The organism is Staphylococcus aureus (assembly GCF_001027105.1).
Taxonomy (GTDB): domain Bacteria; phylum Bacillota; class Bacilli; order Staphylococcales; family Staphylococcaceae; genus Staphylococcus; species Staphylococcus aureus.
Genome location: NZ_CP011526.1, coordinates 94,512 through 115,560 on the forward strand (window position 1 = coordinate 94,512; position 21,049 = coordinate 115,560).

At 33.1% G+C, this 21,049-nt stretch carries 17 protein-coding genes and 4 pseudogenes; 16 read left to right on the forward strand and 5 right to left on the reverse strand.

Annotation, left to right across the window (positions count from 1 at the left end):
- The first annotated feature begins 100 nt into the window (after positions 1-100).
- From AA076_RS00415 to AA076_RS16105, 6 genes and pseudogenes are all read left to right on the forward strand, one after another.
- Positions 101-1,267 (forward strand): glycosyltransferase family 4 protein, encoded by a 1,167-nt coding sequence (locus AA076_RS00415; RefSeq protein ID WP_000692514.1) that lies wholly within the window; start codon positions 101-103, stop codon positions 1,265-1,267.
- A complete protein-coding gene (locus AA076_RS00420) occupies positions 1,248-2,486 on the forward strand; it encodes an O-antigen ligase family protein (protein ID WP_000431234.1) in 1,239 nt (412 codons plus the stop codon). The genes AA076_RS00415 and AA076_RS00420 overlap by 20 nt, the downstream gene beginning before the upstream one ends.
- Positions 2,476-3,906 (forward strand): oligosaccharide flippase family protein, encoded by a 1,431-nt coding sequence (locus AA076_RS00425; protein WP_000834084.1) that lies wholly within the window; start codon positions 2,476-2,478, stop codon positions 3,904-3,906. The genes AA076_RS00420 and AA076_RS00425 overlap by 11 nt, the downstream gene beginning before the upstream one ends.
- 267 nt (positions 3,907-4,173) lie before the next feature.
- Positions 4,174-4,773 (forward strand): superoxide dismutase, encoded by a 600-nt coding sequence (locus tag AA076_RS00430; protein ID WP_000874681.1) that lies wholly within the window; start codon positions 4,174-4,176, stop codon positions 4,771-4,773.
- A 367-nt stretch (positions 4,774-5,140) separates the two neighbouring features.
- Positions 5,141-5,742: pseudogene (locus tag AA076_RS00435) on the forward strand (hypothetical protein).
- Complete coding sequence (locus AA076_RS16105) at positions 5,729-5,866, forward strand: LPXTG cell wall anchor domain-containing protein (protein ID WP_223181133.1); 138 nt, start codon at positions 5,729-5,731, stop codon at positions 5,864-5,866. The pseudogene AA076_RS00435 and the gene AA076_RS16105 overlap by 14 nt, the downstream one beginning before the upstream one ends.
- A gap of 191 nt (positions 5,867-6,057) precedes the next feature.
- Here AA076_RS16105 and AA076_RS00440 read toward each other — a convergent pair whose 3' ends face one another.
- Positions 6,058-6,813, reverse strand: coding sequence for a GntR family transcriptional regulator (locus AA076_RS00440; RefSeq protein WP_001789411.1), 756 nt, complete (start codon positions 6,811-6,813; stop codon positions 6,058-6,060).
- A gap of 235 nt (positions 6,814-7,048) precedes the next feature.
- Here AA076_RS00440 and deoD point away from each other — a divergent pair, with 235 nt between their 5' ends.
- From deoD to deoB, 4 genes are all read left to right on the forward strand, one after another.
- A complete protein-coding gene (deoD, locus tag AA076_RS00450) occupies positions 7,049-7,756 on the forward strand; it encodes a purine-nucleoside phosphorylase (protein WP_000843292.1) in 708 nt (235 codons plus the stop codon).
- 6 nt (positions 7,757-7,762) lie between these two features.
- Positions 7,763-9,115: a tetracycline efflux MFS transporter Tet(38) gene (gene tet(38) / locus AA076_RS00455; protein WP_001100300.1), complete on the forward strand. Its 1,353-nt coding sequence runs from the start codon at positions 7,763-7,765 to the stop codon at positions 9,113-9,115.
- Between the two features lie 80 nt (positions 9,116-9,195).
- Entirely contained in the window at positions 9,196-9,858 is a 663-nt protein-coding gene (gene deoC, locus AA076_RS00460) for a deoxyribose-phosphate aldolase (protein ID WP_000667269.1), read from the forward strand.
- A gap of 27 nt (positions 9,859-9,885) precedes the next feature.
- Positions 9,886-11,064, forward strand: a complete 1,179-nt coding sequence (deoB, locus tag AA076_RS00465; protein WP_000197806.1) for a phosphopentomutase — start codon at positions 9,886-9,888, stop codon at positions 11,062-11,064.
- A gap of 130 nt (positions 11,065-11,194) precedes the next feature.
- Here the strand turns inward: deoB and phnE (AA076_RS00470) are convergent, their stop codons facing one another.
- The 4 genes from phnE (AA076_RS00470) to AA076_RS00485 form a co-directional block, all read right to left on the reverse strand.
- Entirely contained in the window at positions 11,195-12,010 is an 816-nt protein-coding gene (gene phnE, locus AA076_RS00470; RefSeq protein WP_000191092.1) for a phosphonate ABC transporter, permease protein PhnE, read from the reverse strand.
- Positions 12,007-12,807: a phosphonate ABC transporter, permease protein PhnE gene (phnE, locus tag AA076_RS00475; protein ID WP_001127689.1), complete on the reverse strand. Its 801-nt coding sequence runs from the start codon at positions 12,805-12,807 to the stop codon at positions 12,007-12,009. Before phnE (AA076_RS00475) ends, phnE (AA076_RS00470) begins: the two co-directional genes overlap by 4 nt.
- Position 12,808: 1 nt before the next feature.
- Positions 12,809-13,582: a phosphonate ABC transporter ATP-binding protein gene (phnC, locus tag AA076_RS00480; RefSeq protein ID WP_000078092.1), complete on the reverse strand. Its 774-nt coding sequence runs from the start codon at positions 13,580-13,582 to the stop codon at positions 12,809-12,811.
- Positions 13,583-13,795: 213 nt separating this feature from the next.
- Positions 13,796-14,752: a phosphate/phosphite/phosphonate ABC transporter substrate-binding protein gene (locus tag AA076_RS00485; RefSeq protein WP_000787672.1), complete on the reverse strand. Its 957-nt coding sequence runs from the start codon at positions 14,750-14,752 to the stop codon at positions 13,796-13,798.
- 228 nt (positions 14,753-14,980) lie between these two features.
- Here AA076_RS00485 and AA076_RS00490 point away from each other — a divergent pair, with 228 nt between their 5' ends.
- The 6 genes and pseudogenes from AA076_RS00490 to tnpA all read left to right on the forward strand — a co-directional run bounded on the left by AA076_RS00490 (position 14,981) and on the right by tnpA (position 20,776).
- On the forward strand, positions 14,981-16,525 hold the full coding sequence (locus AA076_RS00490; RefSeq protein ID WP_000725596.1) for a hypothetical protein: 1,545 nt from the start codon (positions 14,981-14,983) through the stop codon (positions 16,523-16,525).
- A gap of 50 nt (positions 16,526-16,575) precedes the next feature.
- Entirely contained in the window at positions 16,576-18,111 is a 1,536-nt protein-coding gene (locus AA076_RS00495; RefSeq protein WP_000065035.1) for a bifunctional metallophosphatase/5'-nucleotidase, read from the forward strand.
- Positions 18,112-18,185: 74 nt separating this feature from the next.
- A pseudogene (locus AA076_RS00500) lies at positions 18,186-18,398 on the forward strand (zinc peptidase); the annotation flags it as partial.
- Between the two features lie 243 nt (positions 18,399-18,641).
- Positions 18,642-19,531, forward strand: a pseudogene (locus AA076_RS15865) (replication initiation factor domain-containing protein).
- 83 nt (positions 19,532-19,614) lie between these two features.
- A complete protein-coding gene (locus AA076_RS00515) occupies positions 19,615-19,902 on the forward strand; it encodes a hypothetical protein (protein ID WP_000469917.1) in 288 nt (95 codons plus the stop codon).
- Positions 19,903-20,345: 443 nt separating this feature from the next.
- Positions 20,346-20,776 (forward strand): annotated as a pseudogene (gene tnpA / locus AA076_RS16090) (IS200/IS605 family transposase).
- Positions 20,777-21,049 lie beyond the last annotated feature (273 nt).

The window sequence follows — 21,049 nt, forward strand, 5'->3', positions numbered from 1 at the left end:
TATGTGCCATCATTGATTTGCATGGCTATAAATACTATTCATCTGATGAGATAGCCATGTTAAGAAATTGAAAGTATAGCATTAAAGGGGTTTGTAACAGTTGAAAATTATATATTGTATTACTAAAGCAGACAATGGTGGTGCACAAACACATCTCATTCAACTCGCCAACCATTTTTGCGTACACAATGATGTTTATGTCATTGTAGGCAATCATGGACCAATGATTGAACAACTAGATGCAAGAGTTAATGTAATTATTATCGAACATTTAGTAGGTCCAATTGACTTTAAACAAGATATTTTAGCTGTCAAAGTGTTAGCACAGTTATTCTCGAAAATTAAACCTGATGTTATCCATTTACATTCTTCCAAAGCTGGAACGGTCGGACGAATTGCGAAGTTCATTTCGAAATCGAAAGACACACGTATAGTTTTTACTGCACATGGATGGGCTTTTACAGAGGGTGTTAAACCAGCTAAAAAATTTCTATATTTAGTTATCGAAAAATTAATGTCACTTATTACAGATAGCATTATTTGTGTTTCAGATTTCGATAAACAGTTAGCGTTAAAATATCGATTTAATCGATTGAAATTAACCACAATACATAATGGTATTGCAGATGTTCCCGCTGTTAAGCAAACGCTAAAAAGCCAATCACATAACAATATTGGCGAAGTAGTTGGAATGTTGCCTAATAAACAAGATTTACAGATTAATGCCCCGACAAAGCATCAATTTGTTATGATTGCAAGATTTGCTTATCCAAAATTGCCACAAAATCTAATCGCGGCAATAGAGATATTGAAATTACATAACAGTAATCATGCGCATTTTACATTTATAGGCGATGGACCTACATTAAATGATTGTCAGCAACAAGTTGTACAAGCTGGGTTAGAAAATGATGTCACATTTTTGGGCAATGTCATTAATGCGAGTCATTTATTATCACAATACGATACGTTTATTTTAATAAGTAAGCATGAAGGTTTGCCAATTAGCATTATAGAAGCTATGGCTACAGGTTTGCCTGTTATAGCCAGTCATGTTGGCGGTATTTCAGAATTAGTAGCTGATAATGGTATATGTATGATGAACAACCAACCCGAAACTATTGCTAAAGTCCTGGAAAAATATTTAATAGACAGTGATTACATCAAAATGAGTAATCAATCTAGAAAACGTTATTTAGAATGTTTTACTGAGGAGAAAATGATTAAAGAAGTGGAAGACGTTTATAATGGAAAATCAACACAATAGTAAATTACTAACATTGTTACTTATCGGTTTAGCGGTTTTTATTCAGCAATCTTCGGTTATTGCCGGTGTGAATGTTTCTATAGCTGACTTTATCACATTACTAATATTAGTTTATTTACTGTTTTTCGCTAACCATTTATTAAAGGCAAATCATTTTTTACAGTTTTTCATTATTTTGTATACATATCGTATGATTATTACGCTTTGTTTGCTATTTTTTGATGATTTGATATTTATTACGGTTAAGGAAGTTCTTGCATCTACAGTTAAATATGCATTTGTAGTCATTTATTTCTATTTAGGGATGATCATCTTTAAGTTAGGTAATAGCAAAAAAGTGATCGTTACCTCTTATATTATAAGCAGTGTGACTATAGGTCTATTTTGTATTATAGCTGGTTTGAACAAGTCCCCTTTACTAATGAAATTGTTATATTTTGATGAAATACGTTCAAAAGGATTAATGAATGACCCTAACTATTTCGCGATGACACAGATTATTACATTGGTACTTGCTTACAAGTATATTCATAATTACATATTCAAGGTCCTTGCATGTGGTATTTTGCTATGGTCTTTAACTACAACGGGGTCTAAGACTGCGTTTATCATATTAATCGTCTTAGCCATTTATTTCTTTATTAAAAAGTTATTTAGTAGAAATGCGGTAAGTGTTGTGAGTATGTCAGTGATTATGCTGATATTACTTTGTTTTACCTTTTATAATATCAACTACTATTTATTCCAATTAAGCGACCTTGATGCCTTACCGTCATTAGATCGAATGGCGTCTATTTTTGAAGAGGGCTTTGCATCATTAAATGATAGTGGGTCTGAGCGAAGTGTTGTATGGATAAATGCCATTTCAGTAATTAAATATACACTAGGTTTTGGTGTCGGATTAGTGGATTATGTACATATTGGCTCGCAAATTAATGGTATTTTACTTGTTGCCCATAATACATATTTGCAGATCTTTGCGGAATGGGGCATTTTATTCGGTGCATTATTTATCATATTTATGCTTTATTTACTGTTTGAATTATTTAGATTTAACATTTCTGGGAAAAATGTAACAGCAATTGTTGTAATGTTGACGATGCTGATTTACTTTTTAACAGTATCATTTAATAACTCAAGATATGTCGCTTTTATTTTAGGAATTATCGTCTTTATTGTTCAATATGAAAAGATGGAAAGGGATCGTAATGAAGAGTGATTCACTAAAAGAAAATATTATTTATCAAGGGCTATACCAATTGATTAGAACGATGACACCACTGATTACAATACCCATTATTTCACGTGCATTTGGTCCCAGTGGTGTGGGTATTGTTTCATTTTCTTTCAATATCGTGCAATACTTTTTGATGATTGCAAGTGTTGGCGTTCAGTTATATTTTAATAGAGTTATCGCGAAGTCCGTTAACGACAAACGGCAATTGTCACAGCAGTTTTGGGATATCTTTGTCAGTAAATTATTTTTAGCGTTAACAGTTTTTGCGATGTATATGGTCGTAATTACTATATTTATTGATGATTACTATCTTATTTTCCTACTACAAGGAATCTATATTATAGGTGCAGCACTCGATATTTCATGGTTTTATGCTGGAACTGAAAAGTTTAAAATTCCTAGCCTCAGTAATATTGTTGCGTCTGGTATTGTATTAAGTGTAGTTGTTATTTTTGTCAAAGATCAATCAGATTTATCATTGTATGTATTTACTATTGCTATTGTGACGGTATTAAACCAATTACCTTTGTTTATCTATTTAAAACGATACATTAGCTTTGTTTCGGTTAATTGGATACACGTCTGGCAATTGTTTCGTTCGTCATTAGCATACTTATTACCAAATGGACAGCTCAACTTATATACTAGTATTTCTTGCGTTGTTCTTGGTTTAGTAGGTACATACCAACAAGTTGGTATCTTTTCTAACGCATTTAATATTTTAACGGTCGCAATCATAATGATTAATACATTTGATCTTGTAATGATTCCGCGTATTACCAAAATGTCTATCCAGCAATCACATAGTTTAACTAAAACGTTAGCTAATAATATGAATATTCAATTGATATTAACAATACCTATGGTCTTTGGTTTAATTGCAATTATGCCATCATTTTATTTATGGTTCTTTGGTGAGGAATTCGCATCAACTGTCCCATTGATGACCATTTTAGCGATACTTGTATTAATCATTCCTTTAAATATGTTGATAAGCAGGCAATATTTATTAATAGTGAATAAAATAAGATTATATAATGCGTCAATTACTATTGGTGCAGTGATAAACCTAGTATTATGTATTATTTTGATATATTTTTATGGAATTTACGGTGCTGCTATTGCGCGTTTAATTACAGAGTTTTTCTTGCTCATTTGGCGATTTATTGATATTACTAAAATCAATGTGAAGTTGAATATTGTAAGTACGATTCAATGTGTCATTGCTGCTGTTATGATGTTTATTGTGCTTGGTGTGGTCAATCATTATTTGCCCCCTACAATGTACGCTACGCTGCTATTAATTGCGATTGGTATAGTAGTTTATCTTTTATTAATGATGACTATGAAAAATCAATACGTATGGCAAATATTGAGGCATCTTCGACATAAAACAATTTAAGTACCGGTAATGCTATACTTTAGAAAATTAAGATTAAGAAGAAAAGGCAATTTCTTATTGAAAAATGGAAGTTGTCTTTTTTAATTCTCTTTAAAAGCGGGAAACAAAAGCAGTTAAATGCCTTTTTGCATTCAATATTAAATATTATATCAATTTCGAATATTTAAATTTTATATAATTGGATATAACAAATAAATAATAATTATTGCAAAACACACCCGAAATTAATTATTATAAAAGTATATTCATAAAAGGAGGAATATACTTATGGCATTTAAATTACCAAATTTACCATATGCATATGATGCATTGGAACCATATATAGATCAAAGAACAATGGAGTTTCATCACGACAAACATCACAATACGTACGTGACGAAATTAAACGCAACAGTTGAAGGAACAGAGTTAGAGCATCAATCACTAGCGGATATGATTGCTAACTTAGACAAGGTACCGGAAGCGATGAGGATGTCAGTCCGTAATAATGGCGGTGGTCATTTTAACCATTCATTATTCTGGGAAATACTATCACCTAATTCTGAAGAAAAAGGTGGCGTAATAGATGACATCAAAGCGCAGTGGGGCACTTTAGATGAATTTAAAAATGAATTTGCAAATAAAGCAACAACATTATTTGGATCAGGTTGGACTTGGTTAGTTGTTAATGATGGCAAATTAGAAATTGTGACAACGCCAAACCAAGATAATCCATTAACAGAAGGCAAAACACCAATCTTACTATTTGATGTTTGGGAGCATGCCTACTATCTGAAATATCAAAATAAACGTCCAGACTATATGACTGCATTTTGGAACATTGTTAACTGGAAAAAAGTTGATGAATTATACCAAGCAGCAAAATAATATAACTTAATATAATTGAGGTGGAGCATCTACAAGGTGTTCCACTTTTTTGTACTTAATATCTTTACTTATTTGTTTTTGTGTAATGGGATAGCACGTAAAAGTGGAAAAATAATAAGATAAATTTCAACTCGAAATACCTTATTATTGTTGACTATAACGATGACCTAAATATTATATACATTAGACAACACTATTAATTAATCAACATATTGACATTAAATAAATTGACAAAATAAGTAATTATTGTGAATCTAAAGTGAAATTTTTATAAAAAAATGTAATGATTCAAAAATTTTGTTGCATTTCTTTTGTAATCGTATGATAATGTAAATGTAATCAAATTGTAATATAAGGGGACAAGACAATGAAAAAATTAGCAACAGTAGGTTCTTTAATTGTAACAAGCACTTTAGTATTCTCAAGTATGCCTTTTCAAAATGCGCATGCCGACACAACTTCAATGAATGTGTCGAATAAACAAAGCCAAAATGTACAAAATCATCGTCCTTATGGCGGAGTAGTACCACAAGGAATGACGCAAGCACAATATACTGAATTAGAGAAAGCTTTACCCCAATTAAGCGCTGGCAGTAATATGCAAGACTATAATATGAAATTGTATGATGCGACGCAAAATATTGCTGATAAATACAATGTGATAATTACAACTAATGTAGGGGTATTTAAACCACATGCTGTTAGAGATATGAATGGCCATGCGTTACCTTTAACAAAAGATGGCAATTTTTATCAAACGAATGTAGATGCAAATGGTGTTAATCATGGTGGTAGTGAAATGGTGCAAAATAAAACAGGTCATATGAGTCAACAAGGCCATATGAATCAGAACACACACATGAACCAACAGCCACACATGCAACAAGGTCATATGCAATCATCAAACCATCAAATGATGAGTCCAAAAGCAAATATGCATTCATCAAATCATCAAATGAACCAAAGTAACAAAAAAGTTTTACCAGCTGCTGGTGAAAGTATGACATCAAGTATTCTTACTGCAAGTATTGCCGCACTACTATTAGTATCTGGGTTATTCTTAGCATTTAGACGACGTTCAACAAATAAATAAACATAATACGATTAATAATAGAAAAATCGTGTGATTATCTGAGCGAGCCTAGGACATAAATCAATGTCCTAGGCTCGCTAATGTTATATTGGCAGTAGTTGACTGAATGAAATTGCGCTTGTAACAAGCTTTTCCATTTCTTACCAACTCCCTAAATAGTCATCAAAAAATTTCTTATATTTTAATAATTTTTAATAATCCGATTGTCTTATACGTGTCAGTGTTAATTCAGATATTTCCTGTGGAATATACCACTTATTAATCATAATTGGATAAGGTGTTTGTGCGTACAGTGTTTCAATAATCAGCCAACAATGTGTATCACCATCAAACACGTGACTATGATTTTTGAAGTGGGGCGCTTTGGTAATAGACATTTTTAAATCTGATTGATATGCATTGCTATAAATCGTTTGCTCAACGAATGTCTTCATGTCGTCTTCGTTTTGTGTATTCACTTTAAATGTGTCAATGACATTTAACGGTATAAAGGTAAAGCAAAATGCATCAGCTTGCTTAGAATGATTGTCCTTTTTTTGATAATAGCGTTCCATTGCAATGACGGCAGAAGGATGGTTTGCAAACAAATGATTTGTATATTCACTTTCTAAATCAACACGATAATTAATTGATGACATAGATACGCGAGCTAGCAATATTTGATCAAGTGGATGCTTAAATTGATCCATACTTGAAGCGTGTTGGGCATTTGTTTGTGGAATAACAAAGTGTCCCTTCCCTCTTGTACTCTCTACGATGCCATCTTCGGCTAACAATTTTATAGCTTGGCGCAAAGTCATACGACTGACATCAAAGCGCGCACAAAGTTCCTTTTCAGTAGGTAATGCATGGCCACTCGGATATTTTCCTATTTGAATTTCTTTATATAACGTATTATAAATCGTTAAAAATTTTGGTTGTGTTTGCGTCACGTAGACAACCTCCATAAAGTTACTTAATCACTCTCATCATACAATAATTTTTACTCAAATTGGAAAAATTATAAAAATTAAATATAGATAGGCTTTGAAAATTAGTTTTATACAAGGTTAGTAGCTGTAACTGTAAAATGTTCTTAATATTGTCAAAATGTAATGCTTGAAAGCGCTTTTAAAAAATATTATTATATACATGGTTAGACAAATAGACAAATCACTATACAAATATTGGGAGGAATATTTTATGAAATCAACACCACACATTAAACCAATGAATGACGTCGAAATTGCAGAAACGGTTCTATTGCCAGGAGATCCGTTAAGAGCTAAGTTCATTGCAGAAACTTATTTGGATGATGTGGAACAGTTCAATACAGTGCGAAACATGTTTGGTTTTACCGGAACATATAAAGGTAAAAAAGTTTCTGTCATGGGTTCAGGTATGGGTATGCCATCTATTGGCATTTACTCTTATGAATTAATTCATACATTTGGTTGTAAAAAATTAATTCGCGTTGGCTCTTGTGGCGCGATGCAAGAAAACATTGATTTATATGATGTGATTATTGCACAAGGTGCCTCTACTGATTCAAATTACGTTCAACAATATCAATTACCAGGTCATTTTGCGCCAATTGCTTCTTATCAATTATTAGAAAAAGCAGTTGAAACAGCACGTGACAAAGGTGTACGTCATCATGTAGGTAATGTGTTATCAAGTGATATTTTCTATAACGCGGATACAACAGCGAGTGAACGTTGGATGCGTATGGGTATTTTAGGTGTAGAAATGGAATCAGCTGCATTATACATGAATGCAATTTACGCTGGTGTCGAAGCATTAGGTGTGTTCACAGTGAGCGATCATTTAATTCATGAAACGTCAACAACACCTGAGGAAAGGGAACGTGCATTTACAGATATGATTGAAATTGCACTGTCATTGGTGTAGATGATTATGAATGTTGAATATTCTAAAATAAAGAAAGCAGTACCTATTTTATTATTCTTATTTGTATTCAGTTTGGTTATAGACAACTCATTTAAATTGATTTCTGTAGCCATTGCTGATGACTTAAACATATCTGTAACGACAGTAAGTTGGCAAGCGACATTAGCCGGTTTAGTAATTGGTATTGGCGCTGTAGTATACGCTTCATTATCTGATGCCATTAGTATACGCACACTATTTATTTATGGCGTGATATTAATCATTATCGGATCAATTATTGGTTACATTTTCCAACATCAATTCCCATTACTTTTAGTTGGACGTATTATTCAAACTGCCGGTTTAGCTGCTGCAGAGACATTATATGTGATATATGTTGCAAAGTATCTTTCTAAAGAGGACCAGAAGACTTACCTTGGCTTAAGTACGAGCAGTTATTCCTTGTCATTAGTTATCGGTACATTATCAGGTGGATTTATTTCTACGTATTTACACTGGACAAATATGTTTTTAATTGCATTAATCGTAGTATTTACGTTGCCATTCCTATTTAAATTATTACCAAAAGAAAATAATACGAATAAAGCTCATTTAGATTTTGTTGGCTTAATTCTAGTGGCAACTATTGCTACAACAGTCATGCTGTTTATTACGAACTTTAATTGGTTATATATGATTGGTGCCTTAATTGCGATTATCGTTTTTGCGCTATATATTAAAAATGCGCAACGTCCATTAGTAAATAAATCATTTTTCCAAAATAAACGTTATGCTTCATTTTTATTTATAGTATTTGTAATGTATGCTATCCAATTGGGTTATATTTTTACGTTCCCATTCATAATGGAGCAAATTTATCATCTGCAACTAGACACAACATCACTGTTATTAGTACCGGGTTATATAGTAGCAGTCATTGTTGGTGCACTAAGTGGTAAAATCGGCGAATATCTGAATTCAAAACAAGCGATTATCACAGCAATTATTTTAATAGCACTGAGCTTGATTTTACCTGCATTTGCAGTAGGTAATCACATTTCAATCTTCGTCATTTCTATGATATTCTTTGCAGGTAGCTTTGCTTTAATGTATGCACCTTTACTTAACGAAGCCATTAAAACAATAGATCTTAATATGACAGGTGTGGCTATTGGTTTTTATAATTTAATTATTAATGTGGCGGTATCTGTAGGTATTGCGATTGCTGCGGCTCTAATCGATTTTAAAGCATTAAATTTCCCAGGCAATGATGCATTAAGTTCACATTTCGGTATTATTTTAATTATTTTAGGTTTAATGAGTATTGTCGGATTAGTTTTATTCGTCAGCTTAAATCGTTGGACACAATCTGAAAAATAAATAGATATAAATTCGCGAGATATATTCGTATTTATAGTAAAATTAAATAAAGAGATTATATAACACGAGGAGTAGTAAGTATGAAATTTGAGAAATATATAGATCACACTTTATTGAAGCCTGAGTCAACACGTACGCAAATCGATCAAATCATCGATGAAGCGAAAGCATACAATTTTAAATCTGTATGTGTGAATCCAACACATGTTAAATATGCAGCAGAGCGACTAGCTGATTCAGAGGTGCTCGTTTGTACGGTAATAGGATTCCCATTAGGTGCGTCGACAACTGCAACGAAAGCATTTGAAACAGAAGATGCAATTCAAAATGGTGCAGATGAAATTGACATGGTCATCAACATCGGCGCATTAAAAGATGGACGTTTTGATGATGTACAACAAGACATTGAAGCAGTGGTTAAAGCTGCGAAAGGTCACACAGTAAAAGTGATTATTGAGACGGTATTGTTGGACCATGACGAAATTGTAAAAGCGAGTGAATTAACAAAAGCGGCTGGTGCGGACTTCGTTAAAACTTCAACAGGTTTTGCAGGTGGCGGTGCGACTGCAGAAGACGTTAAATTAATGAAAGATACAGTAGGTGCTGATGTAGAAGTAAAAGCATCAGGTGGCGTACGTAATTTAGAAGATTTCAATAAAATGGTTGAAGCAGGTGCGACACGTATTGGTGCGAGCGCAGGTGTTCAAATTATGCAAGGTTTAGAAGCAGATTCAGATTACTAATATATATAAATTTTGGGAGTGATAGCTATGACAAGACCATTTAATCGTGTACATTTAATCGTAATGGATTCAGTAGGTATTGGTGAAGCGCCAGACGCAGCTGATTTTAAAGATGAAGGTTCACATACTTTAAGACATACCTTAGAAGGTTTCGATCAAACTTTACCAAACCTTGAAAAGTTAGGTCTAGGGAACATCGATAAATTACCAGTAGTAAATGCAGTTGAACAACCAGAAGCATACTATACTAAATTGAGTGAAGCTTCAGTTGGTAAAGATACAATGACTGGTCACTGGGAAATTATGGGATTAAATATTATGCAACCTTTTAAAGTATACCCTAATGGATTCCCTGAAGAGTTAATTCAACAAATTGAAGAAATGACAGGTCGTAAAGTTGTTGCTAACAAACCGGCATCGGGTACGCAAATTATCGATGAGTGGGGCGAGCACCAAATGAAAACTGGTGACTTAATTGTTTATACAAGTGCAGACCCAGTATTGCAAATTGCTGCACATGAAGACATTATCCCATTAGAAGAGTTATATGATATTTGTGAAAAGGTTCGTGAGTTGACAAAAGACCCTAAATATTTAATTGGTCGTATTATCGCACGTCCATATGTTGGTGAACCAGGAAACTTTACACGTACATCTAATCGACATGACTATGCGTTAAAACCTTTTGGTAAAACTGTCTTAGATCATTTGAAAGACGGTGGTTATGATGTTATTGCCATCGGTAAAATTAATGACATTTATGATGGTGAAGGTGTAACAGAAGCGGTTCGTACGAAGAGTAACATGGACGGTATGGATCAATTGATGAAAATTGTTAAGAAAGATTTCACAGGTATTAGCTTCTTAAACTTAGTAGACTTTGATGCATTATACGGTCATCGTCGTGATAAACCAGGTTATGCACAAGCAATTAAAGATTTCGATGATCGCTTGCCAGAACTGTTTAGCAACTTAAAAGAAGACGATTTAGTAATTATTACAGCAGACCATGGTAATGACCCGACAGCGCCAGGTACGGACCATACGAGAGAATATATCCCAGTAATTATGTACAGTCCGAAATTTAAAGGTGGTCATGCACTAGAAAGTGATACTACATTCAGTTCTATCGGTGCAACTATAGCAGATAATTTCAACGTAACATTACCAGAGTTCGGTAAAAGTTATTTAAAGGAATTGAAATAGAATAAATTTAGATATTATAAAAACAGCAGTGAAGTTAACTATAACAATAGTTTTCTTCACTGCTGTTTTTATTATAATAGAGAAACGTAAGACGGTAGGACTTCTTATTTAGGAGTATCCTGATTTAATGTTAAACAATACGTTTTCGGATTGAACCGGAAATTAAATCGACAATTGCGACCATTAGTACTAAACCGATTAATATAATACCTACACGGTCCCAAGAACGTGTTTGAATGGCAAATATGAGTGGTGTCCCGATACCACCAGCCCCAATTAGCCCCAGTATAGAAGCTGAACGTAAGTTTAGTTCAAAGCGATAAAGTATGAGTGATAGAAAGGCAGGCATAATTTGTGGTATGACTGCAAATACGAGTGTTTTAATCTTATTCGCACCACTGGCCTTTAATGATTCTACAGCACTGAAATCTAGACCTTCAATATCTTCAGCTAAAAGTTTCCCAAGCATACCTACGGAATGGATACCTAAAGCTAATACACCTGAAAATGAACCTGGGCCAACAGCTTTGATAAATATAAGTGCCATTACAATTTCTGGGAAGACACGTATAACACTTAAAATAAATTTGCTAACACCTGAAACTGGGCGTAGCTTTACCATATTATTTGCACCTAGAAATGCTAATGGAATACAGATAATTGCGGCGATGAAAGTACCTACAACGGCTATCGCAAAGGTTTCAAGTAAACCACGTAATAAGTCTTCGCCATCTGGTATATAGATATAGCTGATATCAGGATGGAATAATCCGCTGAATATGGATTTTAAGATTTCTAATGATTTACTTTTAAGTTCTAAACTTGGTACACCTGCAAATGCCCAGATGATAATAGCTAAGACGACAATTGCAATAAGCCATCTTTTAATCAATTTTCGTTTGTGTGCTTTTGTGTGAACATTATATTTTGCTATTTCCTGTGTCATGCGAGATGTGCCCTCACTTTCGTACTGATGTAATCAATGACGACGACGATAACTAAAGTAAATAAAATAATCGTTGCTGTTTTTGGATATTGAAATAAACCAAGTGTTTGATCATAAAACAATCCAATACCGCCAGCGCCGACTAATCCAAGCACAGCTGAAGCACGTATATTTACTTCAAATGCATATAATACGTATGACATAAATGACGATATGGCTTGTGGTACAACACCGAAAACAATCCATTTTATTTTATTAGCGCCAACAGCCGTCATTGCTTCCATTGGACCTGGATCTATCGTTTCCAATGATTCATATAATAATTTTCCAATAATACAGATAGTTAAAATAAACAGTGCTAATATCCCTGGAATTTGACCGATTCCAAATACAGCCACAAAGATTGCTGCTAATAACAAATCTGGAATAGTACGAACTATATTTAAAATAAAGCGCGAGGGTATTGAAATCCACTTTTGATGAACGATATTGCTAGCACATAATAACGCAATTGGTATTGAAACGATGCTACCTAATACTGTACTTACGATAGCCATTCGAATGGTATCTAACATTGGCGTTGTAATTTGTTGTAAATACTCGAAATCAGGTGGAATCATTTGTTTGAATAGATCACCTATTTGAGGTATTCCTATCATTAAATCTCCAAAATTAAATCCCGTATAAATGAAGCTCCAAATGATAAGCACAATGATTAACATGAAGGTAAAACTCGTTTTTAAAGAAACCTTTTTCTTTAAAAGGGAGTCATACTTTGTAGGTATTTCTAAAGGCATGTTAGTTCACTCCTAGCTTTTCATCTTCTTTAATTGTACGTCCATATATTTCACTAAATACGTCATCTGTTGCTTCAGATGCAGGACCATCATAGACAACTTCACCATCACGTAAACCAATGATGCGTGTGCCATATTCTTTTGCCAAGTCAACAAAATGTAAATTAATTAAAATTGTGATGCCTAATTCTTGGTTGATTTTTCTTAAATCATCCATAACCTGTTTCGTAGTTAATGGGTCTAATGAAGCAACTGGTTCATCTGCAAGAATAATTTCAGATTCTTGGCATAGCGCACGTGCAATAGATATACGTTGTTGTTGGCCACCTGATAATTCATCAGAGCGTTGATTATATTTATCTAAGATATTGACGCGTTCTAGTGCATCCATTGCCTTAATTTTGTCTTCTTTTGGGAATAAACCTAATACCATTTTCCAAGTAGGGTGATAACCTACACGTCCACTTAGTACATTTCGTAATACACTTGACCGTTTAACTAAATTAAAATGTTGGAAAATCATACCTATATTTCGGCGCATTTCTAATAATGCTTTACCATGGGCTTTAGTGATTGATTTACCTTGGATGAAAATTTCACCTGACGTGATATCATGCAAACGATTTACAGATCTTAATAACGTGGATTTCCCAGCACCAGATAGTCCGACAATAACTGCAAATTCACCTTTTTCAATATTTAAGTTAATATTTTTCAAGCCTACATGACCGTTAGGATAGACTTTACTGACGTTTTTAAATTCGATTTGACTCATGTTTGACACCTTTCTTTAATAAAGAAAAGCCAAGGTAAACTGAAATATCATAGACATTGGGTTTCTGTGTACAAATGGTTTCAAATGTACAGCGACACCTTTCTATATCTGTTTCAGTTTAGCGCCTAGCTTTTCAATATTAATCTAGAATATATCTATTGAACGAAAGCTTTTAATACCAAATTCGCTAATGATTCATTTGTTAAATAATGATTATTTCATATCTTTAACTAATTTTTCGTACTCTCTTACAATGTCGAAATTTGAATCTTTCGTTTCTGTGTATCCTTCATGTGAATAAACTTCGCTAATAATTTTGTGACCTTCTTTTGATTTAGCAATGTCTATAAAAGCTTTTTTCAATTTTTCTTGAAAATCTTTATCCATATCTGGTCTTACAGAAATTGTGTCATTCGGAATAGCTTGTGTTAATTTTAAAATTCGTGTGTCTTTAAATACATTTGGTTGGTCTTTTTTCACAGTATTACGTGCATCGTTAAATACAGCCGCAGCATCTACATCTCCATTTAATAATGAGATAACTGCTTGGTCATGACCTTTAACATTCACAATTTTCATATCTTTAGTTGCATTAATACCTGCTTCGTTTTTTAACATCGCAAGTGGGAATGTATATCCAGCAGTTGATGTTACATCTTGTAAGGCAATTTTCTTACCTTTTAAATCTTTCAAGCTTTTAATTTTTGAGTCTTTTTTAACAAGAATTTCTGATTTATAACTATCTACAAGTTCTTTACTTGCTGAACCATCTTCTTTTACACCGAAACGTTGTGCTTGTAATAATAAATCAGCTGCTTTTTGATCATGTGCTAATGTGTATGCCGTTGGTGGTAAGAAACCAACATCAACTTTTTTAGACTTCATAGCTTCAACAATTGTATTGTAGTTAGTTGATACAGACACTTTAACTGGAATCCCTAATTCTTTAGATAGTAATTTTTCTAATGGTTTTGCTTTAGCTTCTAATGTTCCAGCATTTTGCGAAGGTACAAATTGAACGGTTAATTCTTTAGGTTTGTATCCTCCTGATTTAGAATCCGAATCATTACTAGCGTTCTTTTGATTATCTAAAGAACTTGAGTTTCCACATGCTGCTGCAAAAACAATGACTGCTAACATTAATACAAATAAACACTTAAAATTTTTCATTTGATAACTGTCCCCTTCACATTCTTAATCGTGTAATATGTATGCAATGAAATTACACTTATAGCGTACCACATTTAAATGTTAAAAAGTATTTTATAAAAATGAATTTTAATAACTTTCTTTAAGAGTTTGATAAGATTTTGTAAATTTTTCGTTAAATTGCTCATATGCAACGAATTTTTATCCTATAATTCAAGAACAAATTTATTTTAAAAGGAGCCTCACAAAATGAAAAAAATATATAAGTCATTAACTGTCTCTGCAATTGTTGCAACGGTATCATTAAGTGCTTTACCGCAATCTTTAGCTATAACGCATGAATCGCAACCTACAAAGCAACAGCGAACGGTATTATTCGATCGTTCTCATGGTCAAACAGCTGGTGCTGCAGATTGGGTTAGTGATGGTGCATTTTCAGATTATGCGGATTCAATACAAAAACAAGGTTATGACGTTAAAGCTATTGATGGTCATTCGAACATAACAGAAGCAAGTTTGAAAAGTTCCAAAATATTTGTAATTCCTGAGGCTAACATTCCTTTCAAAGAATCAGAACAGGCAGCAATTGTTAAATATGTGAAACAAGGTGGCAATGTTGTCTTTATTTCAGATCATTACAATGCTGACCGAAATTTAAATCGTATTGATTCATCGGAGGCAATGAATGGTTATCGACGTGGAGCATATGAAGATATGTCGAAAGGTATGAATGCAGAAGAAAAAAGTTCTACTGCAATGCAAGGTGTGAAAAGTTCAGATTGGTTATCTACAAACTTTGGCGTACGTTTTCGATATAATGCACTAGGTGATTTAAATACGAGCAATATTGTTTCTTCAAAAGAAAGTTTCGGTATTACTGAAGGTGTGAAATCTGTCTCTATGCATGCCGGATCGACATTAGCAATTACTAATCCAGAGAAAGCAAAAGGTATTGTGTATACACCAGAACAATTGCCAGCGAAAAGTAAATGGTCACATGCTGTAGATCAAGGTATTTATAATGGGGGCGGTAAAGCAGAAGGCCCCTATGTAGCAATTTCTAAAGTTGGAAAAGGTAAAGCAGCATTTATCGGTGATTCATCACTTGTGGAAGATAGTTCGCCCAAATATGTAAGAGAAGATAATGGAGAAAAGAAGAAAACATATGATGGTTTTAAAGAACAAGACAACGGTAAGCTATTAAATAATATAACGGCTTGGATGTCTAAAGATAATGATGGGAAATCACTTAAGGCGAGTAGCCTAACATTAGATACAAAGACTAAGTTGCTTGATTTTGAACGACCAGAGCGTTCAACTGAGCCTGAAAAAGAGCCATGGTCACAACCGCCGAGTGGTTATAAATGGTATGATCCAACAACATTTAAAGCAGGTAGTTATGGCAGCGAAAAAGGCGCAGATCCTCAGCCAAACACACCAGATGATCATACACCACCAAATCAGAACGAAAAAGTAACATTTGATATCCCGCAAAATGTTTCTGTAAATGAGCCATTTGAAATGACAATACATTTAAAAGGATTTGAAGCAAATCAAACACTTGAAAATCTTAGAGTTGGTATTTACAAAGAAGGCGGACGTCAAATCGGACAATTTTCAAGTAAAGATAACGATTATAACCCACCAGGTTACAGTACTTTGCCAACAGTTAAAGCAGATGAAAACGGAAATGTCACAATTAAGGTCAATGCTAAAGTACTTGAAAGTATGGAAGGTTCAAAGATTCGTTTAAAACTCGGTGACAAAACCTTGATTACAACAGACTTCAAATAAATATATAATAGAAATAAGAAAGATGTTTGTGATTGAAGGAGTGAGTGAGGATGTCAAACATAGCATTTTATGTCGTGAGTGACGTACATGGTTATATTTTCCCAACAGATTTTACGAGTAGAAATCAATATCAACCTATGGGATTGTTACTAGCGAATCATGTTATAGAACAAGACAGAAGGCAGTATGACCAAAGTTTTAAAATAGATAATGGTGATTTTTTGCAAGGGTCACCATTTTGTAATTACTTAATCGCGCATAGCGGCAGTAGCCAGCCTTTAGTTGATTTTTATAATCGAATGGCATTCGACTTTGGTACGCTTGGTAATCATGAATTTAATTATGGATTACCATACTTAAAAGACACTTTACGCAGACTCAATTATCCAGTTTTGTGCGCTAATATATATGAAAATGATAGTACATTGACTGATAACGGTGTGAAGTATTTTCAGGTTGGAGATCAAACTGTTGGTGTGATAGGTTTAACGACACAATTTATTCCCCATTGGGAACAACCAGAGCATATTCAGTCACTTACGTTTCATAGTGCTTTTGAAATACTTCAACAATACTTACCTGAAATGAAGCGACATGCAGATATCATTGTGGTTTGTTACCATGGTGGATTTGAAAAGGATTTAGAAAGTGGTACGCCGACCGAAGTATTAACGGGTGAAAATGAAGGATATGCCATGTTAGAAGCGTTTTCTAAAGATATAGATATCTTTATTACGGGTCACCAACATCGACAAATTGCTGAAAGGTTTAAGCAAACGGCTGTGATTCAACCTGGTACGAGAGGTACAACTGTAGGCAGAGTAGTCTTGAGTACTGATGAATATGAAAATCTATCCGTTGAATCATGTGAATTACTTCCTGTTATAGATGATTCCACATTTACTATTGATGAAGATGACCAACATTTACGAAAGCAGTTAGAGGACTGGTTAGATTACGAAATTACTACATTGCCATATGATATGACGATTAATCATGCATTTGAGGCACGTGTGGCACCGCATCCTTTTACAAATTTTATGAATTACGCTTTATTAGAAAAAAGTGACGCAGATGTTGCCTGTACAGCTTTGTTTGATTCTGCTAGTGGTTTCAAGCAAGTCGTGACGATGCGAGATGTTATTAACAATTACCCATTTCCAAATACATTTAAAGTTTTAGCTGTAAGTGGTGCCAAACTTAAAGAAGCCATTGAACGATCAGCAGAATATTTTGACGTGAAAAATGATGAAGTTAGTGTGAGCGCAGACTTCCTTGAACCCAAACCACAACACTTTAATTATGATATATATGGTGGCGTAAGTTATACCATTCATGTTGGAAGACCAAAGGGACAACGTGTGAGCAATATGATGATTCAAGGTCACGCAGTTGATTTAAAGCAGACATATACAATTTGTGTAAATAATTATCGTGCAGTAGGCGGTGGTCAGTATGATATGTATATCGACGCGCCAGTTGTAAAAGATATTCAAGTTGAAGGCGCACAATTACTTATTGATTTTTTATCAAATAATAATTTGATGCGCATCCCGCAAGTTGTTGATTTTAAAGTTGAAAAGTGACGGATATATGTAAAACTTACTTGATTTTAATCGGGTAAGTTTTTGTTTTTGTTTAAAGCGAGAAAGTATTATCTTTAGACGACGTGATTGAAATGTCACGTCCTGTCAAAATGAATAGTTTATTAAAGTTGTATTTTGATAGAAATTTACTGACACCACAAAAATTATTGAATTATTTAAAAGTTGATGAAACATTTTTGAATCATCTAGCAGGTATTAATTTAAAACTCTTTAAGGATTATGTTAATGAAAATAGAGAATATAATATAACGAATCTATATAAATAAGGCACCAATATTTAAACCTCGAGCTGAAAAGATCATCATTTCAGTTCGAGGTTTTTTATTTTATCCTCTTTGTATGGGTATTCTTTTACTTGAAATTTGTTTTCCTGTTTTTTTATTGTAAATTTTTATTACATAGTATCCTAAGTTATATCCTGACATTTGTTCTCCAGTATTTTTAGTTTTTTAGTAGGAACATAATGGTATTTTTTTGCTGTTAGTGGAACATATTTTTTAGTGTTTTGAATTTCGTTTCATCCATTTGTAAAACTGGATACTCTAATATCCGGTAATAGCCGGTTAAATCGACATAGGATGTCACTAGCTATTCCAAAATTGTCTTTTGACGCTATAACGATTGTTGGGAATCTTAGCATGTCTAACGCAGAGAGACTTTCACATTTTATGAGTACTAATCCTGAAATTCGGCTTTGGGATATTTTACAAACAAACTTTAAAGCTAAAGCTCTTAAAGAAAAAGTTTATATTGAATATGACAAAATAAAAGCAACTCTTTGGAATAGACGTAGTATGCGCGTTGAATTTAATCCTAATAAGCTTTCGCATGATGAAGTGCTTTGGTTAAAACAAAATATCATCAGTTATTTGGACGATGTTAGTTTTACGAGATTAGATTTGGCTTTTGATTTTGAATTTGATTTAAATGACTATTATGCATTGTCAGATAAGTCGGTAAAGAAAACTATATTTTATGGACGTAATGTAAAACCAGAAACAAAATATTTTGGTGTGCGTAATAGTGATAGGTTTATTCGGATTTATAATAAAAACAAGAACGTAAAGATAATGCAGATGTTGAAATTGATTCAACATTTCTATGGCGTGTGGAAATTGAATTAAAACGAGATATGGTTGATTGTTGGAAAGATTGTTTTGATGATTTGCATATTTTAAAACCGAATTTAAAAATGATTGAAAATATACAAGAACGAGCAATGCTTCATTTATTAACTCACGAAGAAGAGGAATGGGGAAATTTAGAAAGACGTACTAAAAATAAATATAGAGATAAGTTGAAAAATATAGCGTCTATTGATTTGACAGATTTAATGAAAATATCTTTAAGAGGAAATGAAAACCAATTGCAAAAACAAATCGACTTTTGGTTGAATTAATTATTATAACTAAAGAACTATGTTCACTTATGCTCATCTACTTAAAATAAGTATTTTTTTGTTGGTTTTTAAAAGTAGTTGAAATGTTTATAATAATATTGAAAGATATTTCTGTTTTCCTTTTGAATAATAAACTTAAAAGAGAATATAAAATAATGCTTATTAAAATTAGGGGTGGAAATATGAAAAGAGATTTTTTTGAAAAGTGGTCGTTTATTTTAAATTTAATTTTATTTTGTGCTTTTTTGTTTTTAGTGGTTCTGATGTTTTATAAGGATGTCGATTTGATTTATATTTTTTGTACATTATTAATATCATTATTACCTTTGCTAAATATTATAAAAAGATATAAGAAAAAGACGGATAATTAATCCGTCTTTTTTTTATGAAAAGAATAGGCTGGGAAATAAATCAATGTTCTATGATCTACGAAGTTATATTGGCAGTAATTGACTGAACGAAAATGCGCTTGTAATAAGCTTTTTTCAATTCTAGTCAGGGGCCCCAACACAGAGAATTTCGAAAAGAAATTCTACAGGCAATGCGAGTTGGGGCGGGGCCCCAACAAAGAGAAATTGGATTCCCAATTTCTACAGACAATGCAAGTTGGGGTGGGACGGCGAAATAAATTTTGCGAAAATATCATTTCTGTCCCACTCCCCAGAAAAGGTTCTACCATTGTCAAAAAAATGCATCTCTACATGTTAGAGTAAATATTGGTCAGCCAACCAAAATAATCAACACGAGGAGATGCTATTTAATGTCATCTGACACAAACAGTTTAGCACATACGAAATGGAATTGTAAGTAACATATTGTCTTTGCACCTAAATACAGAAGACAAGCGATATATGGAAAAATAAAAAAAGATATAGGGATTATATTACGTCAATTATATGAAAGAAAAGGTGTAGAGATAATTGAAGCAGAGGTATGTAAAGATCATATCCATATGTTAGTAAGTATACCACCCAAACTTGGGGTATCATCATTTGTTGGCTATTTAAAAGGAAAAGTAATTTAATGATATTTGATAGACATGCTAACTTAAAGTATAGATATGGAAATAGAAAGTTTTGGTGTAAAGGATTTTATGTGGATACAGTAGGTAGAAATAAAAAAGTGATTGAAAATTATATTCGTAATCAATTACAAGAGGATATCGTTGCAGATGAAATTTCAATGGAAGAATATTTAGATCCTTTCACTGGAGAGAAAAATAAAAAAAGAAAGAAAAAAGAGTAAACCTTTAGGATTGCTGGAATAGTAGTGCAGTTGGCTGACTTGTCAGTGCCCTTTTAGGGCTGGCCAGTAAGGAAGGCTTATAGCCGCAGAACAAACCACCCGTTCACACGGGTGGTTTTTATTTGTAACATCTGTTGATAGGTATCGACAAGGACCTTTTAATGTTGTGTTTTGTGCGATATAACAAGCTTTTTAGGCTATTAAAGAATATTCAGAATTAAATATATAATTATGAATAAATTATGTCATTGAAAAAATTATGATTATAAAATC